The sequence below is a fragment of the Burkholderia thailandensis E264 genome (genome assembly GCF_000012365.1).
GTDB classification, from domain to species: Bacteria; Pseudomonadota; Gammaproteobacteria; order Burkholderiales; family Burkholderiaceae; genus Burkholderia; species Burkholderia thailandensis.
On sequence record NC_007650.1, the window covers coordinates 151,178 to 170,005 of the forward strand.

Genomic DNA, 18,828 nt, shown 5'->3' on the forward strand with positions numbered 1-18,828 from the left:
GTATCGAATCGGGCCGGAAGCGGGCGGCGCATCAGCGCCGGCGCGCGCGTCGGGCCGGACATTTGTTTTTAGGTAAGTGGGAGCTAGAAGACTGCATGCCAAACCATTTTTCGAACGGACGGACGAATCAAAGCCGTACGGTAGTGATCCGCAGCGGTGCGATGCCGCGGCTGCTTGGTCAGCCTGCGCTCAAGTTCCTGTCGCTGCGCGGTGAAGAGCACCTCGGAAAACTCTATACGTACGAACTGCTCCTGCGCACGCCGGACGATTTCCATGTTCCGTTGGCGACGAGCGCGAATCTCGACCTGAAGGCGATGATCGGCACGGAGATGACTGTCGGCATTCAGCTCGACGGAATCGGAACGGGCGCGCAAGGGGGCGTTGGCGCGGGCGCGCGCGAAATCAGCGGGCTCGTGGTCAAGGCGGGCTTTCTTCGCAGCGAAGGGCGCTACAACGTCTATCGCATCGAGCTGCGCCCCTGGCTGTGGCTCGCGACTTTGACGAGCGACTACAAGATCTTCCAGGACAAGAGCGTCGTCGAAATCATCGACACGGTCTTGCACGATTACCCTTACCCGGTCGAGAAGCGGCTCGACATCGACAAATATTCGGTTGCGGGCGAGAGCGCTCGAAACGAGCCGCGCGCGTTCCAGGTGCAATACGGCGAAACCGATTTCGACTTCGTTCAGCGCTTGATGGAGGAGTGGGGGATCTACTGGTTCTTCGAGCACTCGGACAACAAGCATCGCCTTGTCTTGTGCGATCACATCGGCGGACATCGCAAGGCGCCGAGCGAGGCCTATCACGAGATCGCGCATCATCCCGAAGGCGGGAAGATCGACATCGAGTACATCAACTATTTTTCGACGGACGAAGCGCTGCGGCCGGGCCGCGTCGTGATAGACGACTTCGATTTCACGCGTCCGCTCGCGAGCCTCGTCACGTCGAATCACCAGCCGCGGGAAACGAACTGGGGAGAAGGCGAGCTGTTCGAATGGCCGGGCGACTACACCGATAGCAAGCACGGCGATCTCATTAGCCGTGTGCGCATGGAGGAGCGCCGCGCTACGGGGTCGCGCGCATACGGTCGGGGCAACGTGCGCGGCCTCGCATGCGGCCATACGTTCGTGTTGGCGAAGCACAAGCACGACGACGCCAACCGCGAGTATCTCGTCATCGAATCGGCGTTGATGCTGACCGAAGTCGCGGACGAAACGGGCAGCGGCTACCGCTACGAATGCGACAACGAGTTGGTCGTGCAGCCGTCGAACGAGGTGTTCCGGATGCCGCGCGAAACGCCGAAGCCGACGACGAACGGGCCACAGTCCGCGATCGTGGTCGGGCCGCCGGGCCACGAGGTATGGACCGACGAATTCGGCCGCGTGAAGATCCGTTTTCTGTGGGATCGCTACGCACGCAATGACGCGACGGATTCCTGCTGGGTGCGCGTGAGCCAGGCGTGGGCCGGCGTGAACTTCGGCGGCATCTACATTCCGCGGATCGGCCAGGAGGTGATCGTCGGATTCATGAACGGCGACCCTGACCGTCCGCTGATTCTCGGCAGTCTCTACAACACCATTACGCCGCCGCCTTGGGATCTGCCCGGCGACGCGACGAAGAGCGGGTTCAAGAGCAAGTCGATCACGGGCGGGCGCGAGAACTACAACGGCATCCGCTTCGAGGACAAGCTGGGGGCCGAGGAGTTTCACATGCAGGCGGAAAAGGACATGAACCGCCTGACGAAGAACGACGAGTCGCATACGATCGGCGCGAATTATTCGATCGGCGTCGGGATCACCCACACGCGAGCGGTGGGCGCCATGTTCAGCAGCATTGTCGGCGGAGCCGCCAGCTATGCGGTGGGCGGCGCGGAGTCGACGATGATCGGCGGTGCGTATGCGTTGAACGTCGGCGGTGCGCACGCGGTTGCGGTGGGCGGCGCATCGTCCGTTTCCGTTGGCGGCGCATACGCGCGCAATGTCGGCGGCGCGTATGCGCTGACAGTGGGGGGCGTGCTGTCGATCGTCTGCGGCGCGTCTTCGATCACCATGACGGCCTGCGGCTCGATCAAGATCGTCGGCAAGAATATTCGCATCATCGGCAGCGACGAAGTCGTCGTGCAAGGCGCGCCGCTGCAGCTGAATCCCGGCGATTCGGATTGCGGAGGCGGAGGCGGCGGTGGCGGCGGTGGCGGCGCGATTCCGCCGATTCCGTTGCCGTCGTTCTTCCTCGATATTACGAAGCCGATCCTTCCGCCGCCGCCGCCGCCACCGACGGAGGTGCCGCCGGAGCCGACGCCGACGCCGGAGCCGACGCCAACGCCGGAGCCAACGCCAACGCCAACGCCGACGCCGACGCCGACGCCGACGCCAACGCCAACGCCAACGCCAACGCCAACGCCAACGCCAACGCCAACGCCAACGCCAACGCCAACGCCAACGCCAACGCCAACGCCGACGCCGACGCCGACGCCGACGCCAACGCCGACGCCGACGCCGACGCCAACGCCAACGCCAACGCCGACGCCGACGCCGACGCCGACGCCGACGCCGACGCCGACGCCAACGCCAACGCCGACGCCGACGCCAACGCCGACGCCGACGCCAACGCCGACGCCAACGCCAACGCCGACGCCGACGCCAACGCCAACGCCGACGCCGACGCCGACGCCGACGCCAACGCCAACGCCAACTCCGACCAGTTCCGAGATTTGAGCAATTTCCACTGGTGCCATGTACGGCACCGACGTTCAGAGGTTCACTAAGTCGTTAATCGGAGAGTTTTGAACATGACAATCCCGGCAGCAAGAGTGGGAGATGCGATCGGACATGGCGGCGTTCTCGTCACCGGCTCAGGTGACGTCTTCATGAACGGCATTCCTGCGGGATTCGTCGCCGGCAGCGTCGCGGTGTGCGCGCTGCACGCGTCCGCGCAGGCGGTTGTCGCCGCATCGGGAACGGTATTCATCAATCGCCTGCCGGCAGCGTTTGTCGGCGGCGTGACGTCGTGTGGTGCGCCAATCGTTTCCGGCTCGCCCGACGTAATGATCGGCTCATAAGGAGGTGCTGACATGAGTGGAATAGGTGGTCTAGGCGGGGTGATGGCGGGTTTCGATGCCCGGCGCCTGACATCGCTTGACGTCGAGCGTCGGATTGACCGGTACGGAAATCAGCCGGGAGATTGGACGGCGAGATATGGTGTCGAGCGCGCGCTTTCCGGATTGCTGCAACGTTCGGTCGACGCAGGTTCCGGCAATAAGGTGTGCTTGGCGACGGACGAAGTCGACATCAAGCTGCCCGGGCGGTTGCCGATCATGTGGGCCCGCTACCATTCAAGCGCTTTGAAGAACGTGGGTTTGCTCGGCCCGGGATGGCGCACGGATTGGGAGATAACCTTGCGGCGCGAGGGGGATCAGCTCGCCTATACCGACGATCAAGGCCGCGTCTTGTTGCTGCCCATGCCGCGCCGCGGCTCTCAGGTCATCGTATCTTCCGAGCAATTGCACGTTGCGCATCTTCCCGACGGTCGAATGGTCGTCGCCGATCTCACGCCGCATTACAGAGTATTCGGCGAATTCGACGAAGCCGGCGTTGCTCGGCTGAAATATATCGAAGATCTTCACAAGCAACGGATCGGTTGCATCTGGGATGACGCAGGCCGTCTGAAGCGTATGCGCGGCACATGCGGGCACGAACTGAAGATGCACTATGGCAATGACGGCCGCAGGCTGACTGGCATCGAATGCGTCGATGGCGGGCCGACGGGGTTGCTCGTGCATTACGGCTACGACGACGACGGCCAGCTTGCGGAGGTTCGCAATCGCATTGGAGATGTCGTGCGGCGTTTCACGTACGAAAACGGCCGCATCGTGCAAGAGGTCGGTCCGCTGGGCCAAACAACGCAGTACAAGTGGGATGTGCGTCGTGGCGCAGCGCGGGTGATCGAGCGAAGCACGTGTCGTGGCGCGCGCGATCGCTTCAACTATGATCCTGATGAGGGCCGCTGCGAGGTGATCGATACGTTCGGCCATGCCGCGCAGTGGAAGTTCGACAGGCAAGGAAACCTCTCGCGTCACACGGATTTTGCGGGAGGCCGCTATACGTTTGCATACGACAGCGCTGGATGGCCAACGGAGTTGAACCTGCCCGGCGATCGGCAGGTCCGCATCACGTTCGATAACCTTGGTCGTGTCACGCGGGAAATCGATCCTCTCGGCGGCGAACGTTCGACGATCTACGCATTCGCGACACGCGAGCCCGTGACCGTTCGCGCGAGCGACGGCAGGCTCTGGGTATGGCGACACGACGACAGGTTGCGGGCCATCCATCACCAATCTCCGTCGCATGGCGCGACGCAAATTGCGTATTCGGAGCACGAGCGAGGAGAGACGCACAGTTACGTCACGGAGAGAGGCACGTCGATCACGATCGAGCGTGACCGCCGAGGGCAAGTGATCGGCTTGGGCACCGCGCCCGATAAGGCGACGACGTATCGCCGCGACGCGGAAGGGCGAGTCGTCGAAATCATCGATCCGCTTGGAGCGATAACGAAAATCGAAAATGATCTGCTTGGGCGCCCGCTTATCGTGACGTTGCCCGGCGGCAGACAGGAGCGTCGAGTCTGGAATGCCGCGGGACAGATAATCAAGGTCACGGGGCCCGATGGCCATGCTCGACTTTGGCACCGTGACCCGTATGGCCGCGTCGTGCAGTTCGTAGACGAGGAAGGGAGCGTCACTGCGCACGAATACGATGCGCATGGCCGGCGAATCAGGACTGTGAGCGGCAATGGCGCCACGCAGGAATTCGAATGGGGCCCGGCCGACCGCTTGGTGTCGATCGTCGATGCGGATCGCGTGACGCGCGCCTTGGGTTACTCGATGGCCGGCTGGCTGCAGCAGGTCGTGACGACGGCGGAATCGATGACGCGCCGCGAGATATTCGTGCACGACGCATTGGGTCGCTTGATCGGCCGCGAGACGGAGCATGCGCATTATCACTACGCTTACACGCAGCAGGGGTTGCTCGGAACGGTCGATTGTTCACCGACCGAAGCCGGAGAGGCGATCGGTGTCGTGGCCGACAACATTCGATTCGAGTACAACCCGTTTGGCCTCGTGACAGCCGAGCACGGCAGCGCCGGCGTGCTGCACTACGAGTACGACGCGCGAGGCCGAACCAGCGCGGTCACCCTTCCGGACGGGTGTGTCGTGAAGAGCGAGCGCGATGAGGCCGGATGCGTCGCGCTGATCGGCATGACCTGTCGCGAGGAGAGTCGCGGGATCGCCGCATTTCGCTACGACAATCTAGGGCGACAAGTGTTGCGATCGCAAGGCGAGCTTTATCTGCGTTCCGTTTACACGTCGACGTCCGAACTCGAACGTTGTTTTGCGATGAATGTTGTCCGAACCCCGAACAACGAAATGCAGGCGGGTGAAATACAGTATTGGCGGGAATTTCAGTACAGCATCGCCGGCAATGTAACGCAAGTCGCGGATCGCTTCGAAGGAAAAACGTACTGCGATTACGATCGTCGAGGGCGCCTGCTTCGGATGCTGTCCGATGAGGTCGGGATCGAGTACTTTACGTGGGATGCTGCCGGCAACCTGTTCGATACGGCGCATGTTGCCGGAAACGTGGTGGCGTGTCCGGATCATCGGATGCGCGAATATAAGGGTTATCAATACGAGTACGACTCGTGGGGTAATGTGAGCTGCAAGCGCAGTGCGGCGGCCGAGCAATCGTTCACCTGGGATGCGGATGGAAGGCTGATGGAAGTTCGCAGTCGCCAGATGCTGGTCCGTTTCAGGTACGACGCGCTCGGCCGGCGTACGAGCAAATCGATCGAGCGGCTTGACGGCGATCACGCGCGGCAGGCGGATTCGTCCACGGAGATCACTCATTTCGTCTGGGAAGGCGAGCGGATCATGCAGGAGCGCGCGGAGAAAGAGATTCGGACCTTTCTGTATCAGCCCGCCGCCGACGGCTTCATGAGTTACGCACCGCTTGCTCGTGTCGACCAGGCGCGAGACGTGGACGGGACTGTTCAGCCAATGCGCCTGTATCATTATCAAGTCGATGCGGCCGGAACTGCGGTGGCGATGACCGACGACGCAGGGGCACTTGCATGGGCCGGCCGTTACTCGGCTTGGGGGCGGATTTTGCCGCCTACTTCGCTCAATGTGCAAGTCGATCAGCCGTTGCGGTTTGCCGGCCATTACGCCGATGACGAAGTGCGCCTGCACTTGAACGGGACCCGATATTACGATCCGGATACGGGCCGATACCTGAGCCCCGATCGCACCGTGGAGCCGGGCACGAGTCCGTATCGCTATGTCTCGAATCCTCAAACCGCCTGCAATCCGACGGGGCGCGCGGTAACGCTTGCACGGCCGCGCGCGGGGAAACTCGTGGGGTCAAGTGTCAAGAGAACATTTGATCTCGGACAGCCTGTTGCCGGCCTCGTCGCAGAGCTCGACGACGTAGTCGACGGGACGCTGATCCAGGGCGGACAAGAAATCTAGGCTGTAGCCGAACCACTCGCCCGAATGATGCCGACGAAATTCGTCGGCATCGACGGTCGCGCAGTGGAGGACAGTCTGTCCGGCATCGTGAACGGTCATGCGGCAGCTGTGAAGCGACGCCAACACTTCTGAAAACTGGTTTTGGTGAACCCAAACACGCACTTCGTTTGCGCGTTTGAGCGTCGACTTCCATTCGTCATCCGATTGTCGAGCGGCCGCTGCGGGTTCGGGCAGCGCCCCGTCGACCAGTGCTTGCTGAACGCCGCGATGGGTGAAGCTAAGGCCCGCGTAGCGCTCATATTCGGCGATGGTCCGCTCCGTACCCAGGCCATACGATGCGAAATCGATGCCGGTGCGCGATGCGCCGTCTATCCCGAGCAGCGCGCGGTTACGCTCGTGCGAGCGTTGATCGAGTTCGCCCCAGTGCCGCGAGACTACGCCGTTTGTTTTAGCCTCGACGGTGTGATCGTCCCAGATCTTCGGCCGCCCTCGACGAGTGTATTCATGCCATGCGATGGCGCGATGAGGATGATAAAGGTCATAGCCGTGTGTGAAAGCGCGAACGGCAATGGAAATTTCTTCGCCGTGGAAGAAAAAATGCGGGTCGTGCTGTACCATTTCCGCAAAATGGCCGTCGGCGAACGCGAAATGCGCGCTGTAAAATCGCGCCGGTATCGGATGCTCCATCGCCTGCCAATCGGCAATGTCGCGAGCGCGGAACAACACGACTCCTTCCGGAGAAAAACGGAAAAACGTCATTGCAAGCGGCGTATGGCTGAGGGAGCGACGGTCGCGTCCCGGAGTGAAGCCGGGCAAGTATGCGGTGATCACCGGCTTTGCGCTGAACTTCCTGAGCGACTCGAGCATCTCGACCATCTGTTGGTCCCATCCGTCGATAAAGCAGTGGTGGGAGTCAAGCTGAAGGGTATACCGCTCGCTTCCGTAACGCTGCTGAATGAGATTGCGCGCCCAGCACGCGCCACGTGATTGTTGATATGGAACGTCGATAATTTCGATCGATGCGCCACGGAAGGCAAGCGTATGGATCGTGAACTCTCCGGCGGTATCCGCGCGCCACCGCGAAAAGCCGTGGGCAAAGAACGTTCCGATCGTGTCTTCCAACGCGTGCTGTCGGCATACGACAATGCGAAGCGCATCGGGGCGAGACGCTCGATCGATCAAGTCAACTAAAGTCGGAATCAGTTGAGGATCGCGATAACTGGCAATTTGAACAAAGATCGAGTTATTCATAGTGTCGAACCAACGCCGTCGCATCGACGACGTCACAAAATGGTTAGCGTGATGATTGAAGTCGCGTCGATCGTGCCCGCGGTGGGGGGCGTCGTGCCGACACGCAGGACAGTCGCCTCGAGTGCGAATCCGTGCTCCATTGCACCGCCGGGCACGACTTTGATTTCGCTGGAGGGATCGTTTGGTTTTAGAATCTGTTGCGTGCCGGCATCGCGCAATCGGATGGCAAGGTTCTTCGCATCGCCGGCATTCGCGATCAGGCTTTGATCGTTACTATCCGGCGTGGCGGCCAAAGTCGCCGTGATGGAGACGGGGGGAGTGGGGCCTGAACACTGGACGTTGAATTTGACATCCCTGGTGGGGCCGGAGTCGAAGGAAACGTCCTTCGGGCCGAAATGACCGAAATCCACGTTCTTTTCCTGCTGATCGACATGGCAGATCGGCAGCACGCGCAACTTGACGCTGCCGGCATTGAAATCGACCACCGTTTTGCCGTCGTCACCGTATACGCGACTGAGGTTGCCAAGAGATACGGTCGATTCACTCGGCAACGCTTCGCTGGTCTTGATCAACTCGATACGGAACACGGTTCCCGCGCCGAAATTCAGAGAGCTGTCCAGGCCGGGCTTTTCTTCGGTCCACGGCGTATCGCGAGGAATCGCACCTATCGAGCCGCTCTGACGAACCTGAGTGATTCGAAATCCGACGCCGGGAACGCCGGTTTCGTATATCGACCCTCCGAGTTCCGACAGCGGCGGGGACAAATTAAGCGCAAAGTGAACGTTCCCGGACGGAGCGCTGCACCATATGAAGTGCAGTTCTTCGCTCGGGGTGCTTTTTGCTTCCGTTATTAGGCCGCCTATTTCCAGGTTCGGGTCGACATCGATCGTTCCGGAAGGAAATGATAGGGAGAATGAGCTATGGGCGCGCGCGATCTTGCCTTGCTCGGTGAGCCACGCGATATTCCCGTCGGTCAGCATGTTGCAGCCGGCAGCAAGTGCATCGAAAGTTGCTGCGAGCAGGATGAGAGCCGCAAAAAATCGTGAGAATTTTATCTTCATTCGATAGATGGGACGGTCGATAGAACGGAAAAGCGTTGCGCGGTCAACTGCAGATCTAGACGTCGAGCGCATCCCACTGAGCGAGCAACTCGGCGGGAATCGCATTCGCGATTTCCGAAAAGCGCTTGCCGACCATGCGCTCCGACTGGCGCAGCAGCACGATTACCGGGCTGCTCGGCTCGTTCTGCTCGAACCAAAGGCGCGTCGCCTGAATGGCCGCCAGCGCGCCCCGTCGATCCATCGGCGGTTGCGGGTTTGCGATCGACATTGCAGCGGGCGTTTGCGTGGCGGCGTCGCCTGCCGGGGCGAGGGCGTCGGCGGCGCGCGAATGCGCGGTGTCGCCGTTCGCCGGCTTCGCATCGCCTTGCGGTTGAGCGGCGGACGCCGAATACGGCGATTCCAGTTGCGCCTGCGTAAACGGATGCAGCAGTTTCGCGATGCCGGACAGGTCGGGCGCGTCGTCGCCGAGCGATTCACGGGTCGAGGCGATCAAATCGGCCATGAGGCACTGGGCCTGCGCGAGCGCGACGATCGTTCCGTCGCGCCGGTTCCACCATTCCTTGAGCAGCCGGCTGGCCGATTCGGGCGCGAGAGCGTCTTTCACGCGCGTCACCGCGAGCGCCTTTTCGATGTCGCGCAACTGCAATTGCAGGCCGCTCGCCTTGGGCAACTGGATTTCCCGGATGTCCGCAAGCGTTGCGTCGGGGTCCGCAAGCGTGGCGATCGCGTTCGCATAGACCACGGGATCGCGTTCGCCTTCGAAGAACGGTACAGGGTGCAGCGCCTCGCCGTAACGCGCGAGCATCTCGTTGAGTAGCGCGAGGCCGTCGCGCAGCCCTTGCGCGCCGCTCTGGCGGATTCTGCATCGTGTCAGGATCACGACGAGCCGAATGTCCTTCGTGCGCAACAGCAGCGCGCGGCAGTCGCGTTCCGCCTCCGCCCAGTTCGCGGGCTGAGGCGCTTCGACGAACTCGCCATATTGCGCATCCTTCTTCGGCGCGATCGCGGATTGCAGCATCACGAACGCCGGATCGTATTCGAGGTCCGGCCCGCAGGGCGCATCCTGTGAGACGGGCGCGAGAAGATCCGCGTAGCGCAGCGTTGCAGCGGGTGTGGTGGCATTCATCGATGAGCGATCTCCAGATCAGGAACAGTATTTTTCAGGCTCGAACACCATGCCGACGACCGGCTTGTCGTCCCTCGATTCCCCGAGCCAGGTCGAATAGCCGAGACGGTGCGCGGTGTCCGCGCGGGCGGGCGGTGCGGCGCGCGGCTTGACGAGCAGCTTGATCTCCCAGTCGTATTCGTGGCCGATGAAAGCGCGCACCCAATCGACCAGCGTGGGCAGATCGTTGCCGTGCGGCGTCAGGCGAAGATACTGGTCGAGATCGAGCGGACCGATGACCAGCCGGAACTTGTGCTGACAATCGGGAACCATGTCGCCGAGCAGCGCGCCCTCGCCCATGACGGTCGACGCGGCGCGCGCGCCGAGCAGGCAACGCTCCGGCTCCGCAATCCGAATCCAGTGGAAGACGTACTCGTCGACGGAGATCGGCACGCCGAAGTAATGAGACAGCGTAGCGGCCACGCCGTCCGGATTGCGCGCCTCGCGCACGAGATGCGCGCACGCGGCGTATCGCGCGTGTGTGGGCGGGTGCGTGCGCGCGGCTTCCTCTGGATCGGTGCCCATCAGGCTGCCGATGTAGAACGAGAACGTTTCGCGGTCTGCGCGGTCGAGCGATACGGTTGCTTGTGACGACGCCCACGCGCGATAGAACAACGCGAGCGCGCGGTGATGAAAGAGATTGGAGAAATGCGCGATCGCGTGATCCTGATAGCTCTCCGCGCGGTTATACGCGAGCTCGGTCATGTGAAGCGGCAACGGCCCTTGCGGCCCCCATAGGCCGAGACCGAACAGCTGAATGTCGAGACGCCCGCGCTGCACGTCGAGCGATGCGATCTCGCGCGGCGCGAAGGCCATCGACGGACGTTGTCCGATGCGAAACGGCTCTTCCCTCGGAAGACACGCGGTGCCCGGCAGAGGCATGCGCGCATCGCGTGCGGCGATTGCGCGCAACAAGCTCAGGAAGCCGGCGCGCCACGGCGCTTGCGGATCGAACCATGCGCGCAGTGCGTCCGGATGCAGCGGCGAGCGGGCGTCGATGGGCGGGGTGGCGGGCGGATGAGCCGTCATACCGCGCCCCTTCCGCCCATTCGCGGCTTCCATCGCGTGACGAGGCCGCGTTGCATCGAGCGAAGCTCGGTCTCGGTGAAGACATTGATCGAGACATGGCGCGTGAGGTACTGCTCGAGCACGAGACCGAACAGGTATGGGCTCAACCCCGAGAAGCCGCTTTCGTCGACGGTCAGTTCGCATCGAACGCCGCGTCCGTAAACCAAGAGCCCGTGACCCGGCAGACGCCGGACGACCGGCTCCGTGCGCGCGCCGACCAGGCTGTCGATCTGCGTGGCCTGTTCGCGTTCGCTCGTGCCGACGAACAGGCGCAGCATGTTGCGCAACGCCTGGCCGCCGTCGCGGTGATCGAGCTCGGCAAGCGGCATGTAGTTGAAGCTGAGCTGGCGAATCAGGCGCCACGCGGTTTCACCTGTCGCGTATGGCTCGCGCGGCGCGCTCGGCGGATGAACCAGGCTCACGCCTTCGATCGGCACGGAGTCTTGCATCGTCAGATCGTTGACGCCGTTGCGCGGGATCAGTCGGGGAAGATCGCGGTTGGTGACCCACGCGTCGACGGACAGGTAACGAATGTCGTCGGCGTACGGCGCTTCGGCCTGGTCGACGAGCGACACGTAGACTTCCGTTCCGACGTATGGCGTGCGCGTTCCATACTTGCGCGCGTTGGTCGACGTCGTTCTCGGTTCGCGCAGAATCGAGAAATACCGGCCGTAATTTCCGATGTCGCTATGCAGCGTCTGATAGAGCGGGTTGAAGGTGACTTCCGTCGACGTTTCGGCTTTTTGCCCGAACACGCGCGATACCGAGAACACTTCGTAATCGAGCGGGCGGGTGCGGTCCGGTATCAGGTGGAACGCGGTTTGGGCGCGATTGATTTCCACTCGGTCGGTCCGCTTCGGGAACAGATTGACGATGGGGGCGCAAAACAGCAGAAACCGCGCGGCCTCGACGTGCGTGACGAGTTCGTCGGGCAAGCGGTCGAGCAACAGCACGATTTCGGCTTCCTTTCCGTCGATGCGCGACAAGCCGGCGTTCAATTGCGTCAGCGCGAAGAAATAGAAGCGTTGGCGGCAGGTGAAGTATTCGTGCAGCAGATTGTGCCCATGGAACGTGTTCCATACGAGCGGCAACAAGCTTTGATCGGGCGATAAGCCTTCGAAATCGACCGCGTTCTTCGCAACGACGACGCCTTCGCCGCGCGCGGCGCCCTGCGCGCGCACGACCGACGCGACGCTGCTTGCGTGAATCAGTTCGAAGAGATGGGAGGCGATGCGTTCGTCGCCGCCGATATACAGCGAGAGGCGATCGAGTCCGGCAATTTGCGAGAACTTGATTTCGCCGACGGTGCGCACGCGCAGCCGGAGCGCGCCGCGCAGCTTCGTGTGCGGCAGCAGGCTGCGCTGAAGATCGGGAAGATCGGGCGGCACGGCGGTCAGCGTCGCGCCGGCGATCTCGATGGGCCAGAGCGTGATGTCCTGGCCGGTGCGGAATTCGCACGCGGTCTGCTCGCCGGGCGGGATCGACGAGCGCAGCATGCTGTGACGGGGAACCTTGAACCCCTTGCTGAAATCGCCTTCCCGCAGGCTTGGACGCAGGCGCGCGACGGCCATCGACGGCGTCGGCGCGACGTAATTCGGATAGGTGACTTCGAGCAGGCGTTGCGTGAAGCGGGGAAACTCGGCCTCGAGCTTGAGTTGAGTGCGTGCGGACATGAAGCAGAACGCCTCGATGAGCCGTTCCACGTAGGGGTCCGCCACTTCGATGCCTTGCATGCCGAGCCGGCGCGCGATCTTCGGGTGCTGCGCCGCGAATTCCGCAGACAACTCCCGCATGTAGGTCAATTCGCGGTTGTAATGGTCGAGAAACTGCGGGTCCATGTCATTTTCCGTTGAGCGTTGTCTTGTCGAGCGTGACTCGATTCAACTCGAGGTCGAACGTGCTCTGGATGCGCAACTCCAGCGGATACGGCGACCATTGCACGAGCGCGCTGATTTCGAACGTCAGTTTGTTGTAGCTGGCGCCCTGTTGCGCCGCGAGCGGCCTGATCGCCAAGGAGTCCGCAATGAGTCGCGGCTCGAAATGAACGATCGCGGTGCGCACGAGGCGATCGATCGTTTCCCGGTTTGGGTCGTGCAGGTAGCTGCCCGACAACGGCGGCACGCCATAGTTGACGACGGAGGCCGCAACGAGCGGATAGCGGCCGGCATCCACTTCGTCGTCCAGATTGCTCGTGTTGAGCAGCAGGCTCAGATCCCGCTGGACGATGCGACGCATCTCGTCGGCGCTTGGCGCATAGGCGTCGGGCGATTCGCTGAAGGAATGCGGCGCGTCGTCTTGCAGCCGGTCGAGCAGCGACGGAAGGTAGGCGGCCCGATGCCGTCCTTCAGGATGCCGCATCGTCGCTTTCGCCCGTGAAGCGGCATCCGCCGATCTGGAGCATGCCCCAGTCGCCCTGGTCGGTGGTCCACGTTCGTTGCCCGAGAGCGACGACGTTGGTGGTGCCGATGTCACTCCACGTCGTCTCGCTCGCCAGACGGATTGCGGTCGTGCCGTTTTCCGATCCCGGATAGCGGGTCGGCGCATAGCCGCGGAGAACCGTGGCATCGAGCATGAGCGCCGTGACCGGACGCCAGACCAGGTCGGTCAGCGTGCCGGCGGGCGTAAACGTGATCGACTTCAGCTGTTCGAACGGAATCCACCGATAGCCGCCCGCAACCGCTATTTCGAATATCGGACCGAGACGCGTGTCGCTGTCGGTGAGCCATGCGAAGCTGCCCATTTCGGCGCTTTCCCCGCAGGTGACGGGCGCGGAATCGAACGCGGACTCGCGCAGCGCATCGGCGGCTGCGACGTCGCCCGCGCCGAGCTTCGCATTCGCTTCGAGGAGCGTATCGACCCAAGCGGGCTGCGCGTCGATGAATCCCGGCGTTCGCTTGCCCGCAAACACGTCGGCCCGGAACATTTCGCATCGGATCAGGCCGCGATGCAGTTGCGCACGCGCCTCGCCCTGCGGCTCGAGTTGCGCCCAGGTCTGCAGTTGCTTGAGCGCGCGGTCCCATGCGCCGTCGATGCAAAGCAATTGAAACAATAGCCAGCGTTCCCGCGTGTCGGATGGCTTCTTGCGGACCGCTTCGGCCGTGCGCGCCTTGATTTCCTCGAAAGACTGGGTGCGCAGCGCGTCGTGCAGCATTTCGTCATGCAGATCGGAGTTGTGCGTAGATTCAGATCGATTCGTCATTCGGTTCTTCCTGTTGGATGTCCGTTTCGGCGGTCAGCGTCGGAAAGTGACTGTCCACGCTCATCAAGTGATGCTCGTGCCGGGCCAGCAGCGCCGTTTGCGGGAAATGTGCTTTCTTTCTTCGTAGTGGCGCGAGCAGAAGCAGCACGTCGTGTCGCTCTTCTTCGGCAAACAGCGCTTCGGCGCAAAACGGGTTCATCTCGTCCAGCACGTAGTCGATGTTTTGCCGATTGCCCAGCAAGTCGCCCAGCAGCGATCCCCGGCGGTAGCGGCCCGGCGCGTCCAGGAACGGATCGTCGGGAACGGGCGCGGCAATTTGGGGACGCTCGATCGACTTGAACTCGTGGGCATACGAGCGCTCGTGATGGATCAGCGCGTGCCGGTATTCGGTCAGCAAATGCACGAGAGGATCGATGTCCGTCGAATCGGGCACGGGCGGCGCCGGGTCGCTGAGCGCTTCTTCGTCGAGAATGACAAGCGGCGCGGCCACGCCCGCCGATGCGCTGCCATACGGAGGTGGCGCCGCGGGCAAATTGGCCAATTCCGCGAGATCCGCGAAATGCGCCGGTTCGCTTCGCGGCAACGCGTTGCCGAGCGCGATCAGATCGACCGGCGGCGGCTGCGACGCGGGCTGCCCGCACGAGCGGGCGCCGCCTTGAATGGTCAATTCGGCGGCGGCGACGGCGATGACGTCGCCATGATCGAGACGCCGGCAAGCCCCGCGCGCGACGGCCTCGCCATTGACGCGGCAATCGACTTGAGCGCAATGGTTTTCCATCCGGAGCGAGCCGTCGGGATCGGCTGCGAATACGATGCCGTCGTTCAGGATGCCGATGCATGTATCCAATGCGGCGAATCGGTTCGTCTGCACGAAATAGACGCAGCCGGCCGAGCCGATCGCATGTTGCTGCAAAGGCGAGGCATCGCGGCCGTCGTGGCGCGCGAGCGAGACGCGCGGCGCCGGCACATCCGGTTCTTCGTGATGTGCGGATGCGTGTCGCGAGCGATCCGATTCCAGTGGTGAGCCGTTTTTCGACATGACGATTGAGCGGCAGGCGTGATCTGCCCGTTTGGCGGCTTGCCGGCGCGCATTCGATTCATGCGGGATGCGCGATCCGGGGTATCAAGCGAGACACGCCGATCTTATCGTGGGTCGAATTTGCAACATATGAGAATAGTTCTAAAAAGCGGGTGATTATCGAGATTGCATTCACCCGGCCGTTGCATGCGTTTGAAATAGAGCGGGGCGTGAACGAAGCGAGATCGCGCCGGCGACGCCCGGAGGCTTGTGACGCGCGTTCAACGCGGGGCTCGCGCTCGTACGAGCGCATCTGTCGGCATGACTTCAACGCGCGAGAAGAAGCGCGAGATTTAATACTCGTCTCATTGAGCTTCATCGTGTGTCGCGATTAATGTCGTGCCTTTCCAGGCAAGCGCGCTTGCACATGACGGAGCCGGACACGACGCGCCATTTTCCGGTTTTGCATGCAAGCGTCGCATATTCACGAATTCACGATCGAGACATGACAGTTTCAAGACAGGCACTATTCGGCAAGCTCGGCCACTCGCTGTTTCGCAGCATCGAGTCGGCGACGGCGTTCTGCAAGCTTCGCGGCAACCCCTACGTCGAACTGGTGCATTGGCTGCATCAGATGCTTCAGGCCGCTGACGGCGATATCCAGCGGATCGCTCGTCACTGCGATATCGACATCGGCGAACTGGATCGCGACATGGTGCGCGCGCTCGATGAGTTGCCGGCGGGCGCGAGCTCGATCAGCGATTTCTCGCACCATATCGAGACGGCGATCGAGCGCGCGTGGGTGCTGGCGACACTGGACTTCGGCGATCGTCGGATTCGGGGCGCGTGGCTGTTGGCTGCGTTGCTGAAAACGCCGGAGCTCAGGCGCGTATTGCTGTCGATTTCGTCCGCGTTCGGCCGGATTCGCGTCGACGAGCTCGACGCGATGTTGCCGGCGTGGATCGATGGCTCGCCCGAGGCGAACGAGACGCCGTACGACAACAGCGACTTCGGCGCCGCCACACCGGGCGAGGCATCGAGCGCGCTGCAGCAGAAGGGGGGCGGTTCGCCGCTGGAGCAGTTCTGCCTCGACCTCACCGCGCGGGCGCGAGCGGGGCAGATCGATCCGGTGGTCGGTCGCGAGCTGGAAATCCGGACGATGATCGACGTCCTGCTGCGCCGCCGCCAGAACAATCCGCTGCTCACGGGCGAGGCGGGTGTGGGCAAGACGGCCGTCGTCGAAGGGCTCGCGCGTGCGATCGCCGATGGCGATGTGCCGCCGAAGCTTGCCGATGTGCGCCTGCTGAGCCTCGATGTCGGCGCGCTGCTGGCCGGGGCGAGCATGAAGGGCGAATTCGAGGCGCGCCTGAAAGGCGTGCTGGAAGCGGCGACGAAAGCGACGCAGCCCGTCATTCTGTTTGTCGACGAGATCCACACGCTGATCGGCGCGGGCGGCCAGGCGGGCACCGGAGATGCCGCGAACCTGCTCAAGCCCGCGCTCGCGCGCGGCACGCTTCGAACGATCGGTGCGACGACGTGGGCGGAATACAAGCGGCACATCGAAAAAGATCCGGCGCTCACACGCCGCTTCCAGGTGTTGCAGGTGCCCGAGCCCGATGAGGCGGCCGCGATCGACATGGTGCGCGGGCTGACGCGCACCTTCTCGCGTCATCACGGCGTCGTCGTGCTGGACGAGGCGATTCGCGCGGCGGTCAAGCTGTCGCATCGCTACATTCCATCCCGTCAGTTGCCGGACAAGGCGATCAGCTTGCTCGATACGGCGTGCGCGCGCGTCGCGTTGTCGCAACATGCGCCGCCGCGTGAGTTGCAGGACGTCCGTAGAAGATTGGAAGCGGCGAGGGTGCGGCTCGAACTGCTCGACGGCGAGCAGCGCATTGGCCTCGGCGACGAAAGCGCGCTCGCGCAGTCTCGCGACGAAATCGCCGCGCTCGAAGTGCAAGAGCAAGCGATCGATGCGTGCTGGCGGCAGCAGATCGAGGCGGCGCAGGCGCTGCTCAGCGCGCGCGAAGCGGCGGGCGACGATCCGGCAACGGCGATCGACGCGCTGCGCGAGCTGGAGCGAGCGCTGTCGAGCTTGCAAGGCGATTGCGCATTCGTCTTCCCCGAGGTCAACGAAGCGATCGTCGCCGAGATCATGTCCGACTGGACCGGCATTCCGGTGGGCAGGATGGTGACGGACGAAGTGTCCGCCGTGCGTGCATTGCCGGATACGCTGGCCGCCCGGGTGATCGGTCAACGCGATGCGCTGCATCAGATTTGCGATCGGGTGCAAACGGCGCGCGCCGGATTGACGGACCCGAAGAAGCCGCTCGGCGTGTTTCTGCTCGCGGGGCCGTCGGGCGTCGGCAAGACGGAGACAGCGTTGGCGCTTGCCGAAGCGCTGTACGGCGGCGAGCAGAATCTCATCACGATCAACATGAGCGAGTATCAGGAGGCGCATACGGTATCGGGGCTGAAGGGCGCGCCGCCGGGTTACGTCGGATACGGCGAGGGCGGCGTGCTGACCGAGGCTGTGCGCCGGCGTCCGTATTCCGTCGTGCTCCTCGACGAGATCGAGAAGGCGCATCCCGACGTCCACGAAATGTTCTTCCAGGTATTCGACAAGGGCTACATGGAGGACGGCGACGGTCGCTATATCGATTTTCGCAACACGACGATTCTTCTCACCAGCAACGCAGGCTCCGAACTCGTGTCCGGACTGTGCACGGACGAGGCTTGCGCGCCCGACGCGGATGGCCTTTGCGCCGCGCTCGCTCCGGCATTGCTCAAGACGTTTCCCGCCGCGTTTCTCGGGCGCGTGACGCTGGTGCCCTATCGTCCGCTGGCGCAAGAAACGCTATCGCGCATCGTCAGGCTGCATCTCGATCGAGTGGTGGCCCGAATGGCCGAGAATCAGGCGGTCGCACTGAGCTATTCGGACAATGTCGTCGATTACGTCGTCGGTCGCTGTCTCGTCCAGGAAACGGGCGCGCGCCTGCTGATCGGCTTCATCGAGCAGCATGTGCTGCCGCTGCTCGCGAAGTGCTGGCTGGATTCGCTTTCGTCCAAGACCGTGTTCACGCGGGTCGATCTCGACGTTGCCGATTCCGGCGCGGCTCCCGCGCAAGCGTTTGTCCTGCGCGCTTCTTGACGATGCCGTGGTTCGATCGTTCGACCGGCGGCGAAGTGCGCGCACGCGCGACGCATGCCGGATGAAACGGCCGACGGCTAGGGGGCGGGCAATTGCTTCGGCAAGCGAATTGACTCTGCGGGAAATCTGAACGACGGGCTGGCGGTTCCGCCAGCCCGTGTCTTTTTGCTGAAGATCCATCTCGGCCGTTGCACCGCCGACGCATGGCGCCAGCACGACGGCACTTGCAAGTGACTGGCAACTGGGGCAGGTTCGAGGCGACGCCGCGCGTTTCCCGGGCCGCCTCCAACGCGGATGCAGCGACGGTAAGCGCGCCCGGCCTGGAACTGGAGCGCTTTCGCGCCGGACGCTTGCCGCGGCCGGCGCGCCCGATGCGTGCAAAGCTTGTCGTC

At 63.0% G+C, this 18,828-nt stretch carries 12 protein-coding genes; 4 read left to right on the plus strand and 8 right to left on the minus strand.

All coding sequences use genetic code 11. The features are described 5' to 3' along the window. Nucleotides 1-95: 95 nt before the first annotated feature. From BTH_RS00660 to BTH_RS00670, 3 genes are all read left to right on the plus strand, one after another. Nucleotides 96-2,714 carry a type VI secretion system Vgr family protein gene (locus BTH_RS00660; RefSeq protein WP_011400805.1) on the plus strand — a complete coding sequence of 873 codons (2,619 nt, stop codon included), beginning with the start codon at nucleotides 96-98 and terminating at the stop codon, nucleotides 2,712-2,714. Between the two features lie 74 nt (nucleotides 2,715-2,788). Next, the gene (locus BTH_RS00665) at nucleotides 2,789-3,058 is read left to right on the plus strand and encodes a PAAR domain-containing protein (protein ID WP_004523693.1); all 270 of its coding nucleotides are present in this window, start codon (nucleotides 2,789-2,791) and stop codon (nucleotides 3,056-3,058) included. Between the two features lie 12 nt (nucleotides 3,059-3,070). Then, nucleotides 3,071-6,523, plus strand: a complete 3,453-nt coding sequence (locus BTH_RS00670; protein WP_011400806.1) for an RHS repeat-associated core domain-containing protein — start codon at nucleotides 3,071-3,073, stop codon at nucleotides 6,521-6,523. Here the strand turns inward: BTH_RS00670 and BTH_RS00675 are convergent. The 8 genes from BTH_RS00675 to BTH_RS00710 are packed head-to-tail and all read right to left on the minus strand — an operon-like array spanning nucleotide 6,416 to nucleotide 15,234. Continuing rightward, on the minus strand, nucleotides 6,416-7,774 hold the full coding sequence (locus BTH_RS00675; protein WP_038707671.1) for a UDP-N-acetylglucosamine-transferase: 1,359 nt from the start codon (nucleotides 7,772-7,774) through the stop codon (nucleotides 6,416-6,418). The genes BTH_RS00670 and BTH_RS00675 overlap by 108 nt on opposite strands. A gap of 32 nt (nucleotides 7,775-7,806) precedes the next feature. Beyond that, nucleotides 7,807-8,835: a fimbrial protein gene (locus tag BTH_RS00680; protein WP_009894750.1), complete on the minus strand. Its 1,029-nt coding sequence runs from the start codon at nucleotides 8,833-8,835 to the stop codon at nucleotides 7,807-7,809. Nucleotides 8,836-8,890: 55 nt separating this feature from the next. Beyond that, the gene (locus BTH_RS00685) at nucleotides 8,891-9,961 is read right to left on the minus strand and encodes an ImpA family type VI secretion system protein (protein WP_009894751.1); all 1,071 of its coding nucleotides are present in this window, start codon (nucleotides 9,959-9,961) and stop codon (nucleotides 8,891-8,893) included. Nucleotides 9,962-9,979: 18 nt separating this feature from the next. Further along, complete coding sequence (tssG, locus tag BTH_RS00690; RefSeq protein ID WP_009894753.1) at nucleotides 9,980-11,029, minus strand: type VI secretion system baseplate subunit TssG; 1,050 nt, start codon at nucleotides 11,027-11,029, stop codon at nucleotides 9,980-9,982. Beyond that, nucleotides 11,026-12,906, minus strand: coding sequence for a type VI secretion system baseplate subunit TssF (gene tssF / locus BTH_RS00695; protein WP_009894755.1), 1,881 nt, complete (start codon nucleotides 12,904-12,906; stop codon nucleotides 11,026-11,028). Before tssF ends, tssG begins: the two co-directional genes overlap by 4 nt. Before the next feature lies 1 nt (nucleotide 12,907). Continuing rightward, nucleotides 12,908-13,426: a type VI secretion system baseplate subunit TssE gene (gene tssE / locus BTH_RS00700; protein ID WP_009894757.1), complete on the minus strand. Its 519-nt coding sequence runs from the start codon at nucleotides 13,424-13,426 to the stop codon at nucleotides 12,908-12,910. After that, nucleotides 13,413-14,219, minus strand: a complete 807-nt coding sequence (locus BTH_RS00705; protein WP_009894758.1) for a type VI secretion system accessory protein TagJ — start codon at nucleotides 14,217-14,219, stop codon at nucleotides 13,413-13,415. Before BTH_RS00705 ends, tssE begins: the two co-directional genes overlap by 14 nt. 31 nt (nucleotides 14,220-14,250) lie before the next feature. Next, on the minus strand, nucleotides 14,251-15,234 hold the full coding sequence (locus BTH_RS00710) for a TagK domain-containing protein (protein WP_171462744.1): 984 nt from the start codon (nucleotides 15,232-15,234) through the stop codon (nucleotides 14,251-14,253). A gap of 556 nt (nucleotides 15,235-15,790) precedes the next feature. Here BTH_RS00710 and tssH point away from each other — a divergent pair. Next, nucleotides 15,791-18,436 (plus strand): type VI secretion system ATPase TssH, encoded by a 2,646-nt coding sequence (gene tssH, locus BTH_RS00715; RefSeq protein WP_009907099.1) that lies wholly within the window; start codon nucleotides 15,791-15,793, stop codon nucleotides 18,434-18,436. The last annotated feature ends 392 nt before the right edge of the window (nucleotides 18,437-18,828 follow it).

Bases quoted from the DNA above. Each gene is read 5' to 3' on its own strand.
- BTH_RS00675 (WP_038707671.1), bottom strand. From the start codon at position 7,774: ATGAATAACTCGATCTTTGTTCAAATTGCCAGTTATCGCGATCCTCAA.
- BTH_RS00665 (WP_004523693.1), top strand. From the start codon at position 2,789: ATGACAATCCCGGCAGCAAGAGTGGGAGATGCGATCGGACATGGCGGC.
- tssH (WP_009907099.1), top strand. From the start codon at position 15,791: ATGACAGTTTCAAGACAGGCACTATTCGGCAAGCTCGGCCACTCGCTG.
- tssF (WP_009894755.1), bottom strand. From the start codon at position 12,906: ATGGACCCGCAGTTTCTCGACCATTACAACCGCGAATTGACCTACATG.
- BTH_RS00670 (WP_011400806.1), top strand. From the start codon at position 3,071: ATGAGTGGAATAGGTGGTCTAGGCGGGGTGATGGCGGGTTTCGATGCC.
- BTH_RS00685 (WP_009894751.1), bottom strand. From the start codon at position 9,961: ATGAATGCCACCACACCCGCTGCAACGCTGCGCTACGCGGATCTTCTC.
- BTH_RS00660 (WP_011400805.1), top strand. From the start codon at position 96: ATGCCAAACCATTTTTCGAACGGACGGACGAATCAAAGCCGTACGGTA.
- BTH_RS00680 (WP_009894750.1), bottom strand. From the start codon at position 8,835: ATGAAGATAAAATTCTCACGATTTTTTGCGGCTCTCATCCTGCTCGCA.
- tssG (WP_009894753.1), bottom strand. From the start codon at position 11,029: ATGACGGCTCATCCGCCCGCCACCCCGCCCATCGACGCCCGCTCGCCG.
- BTH_RS00705 (WP_009894758.1), bottom strand. From the start codon at position 14,219: ATGCTGCACGACGCGCTGCGCACCCAGTCTTTCGAGGAAATCAAGGCG.
- tssE (WP_009894757.1), bottom strand. From the start codon at position 13,426: ATGCGGCATCCTGAAGGACGGCATCGGGCCGCCTACCTTCCGTCGCTG.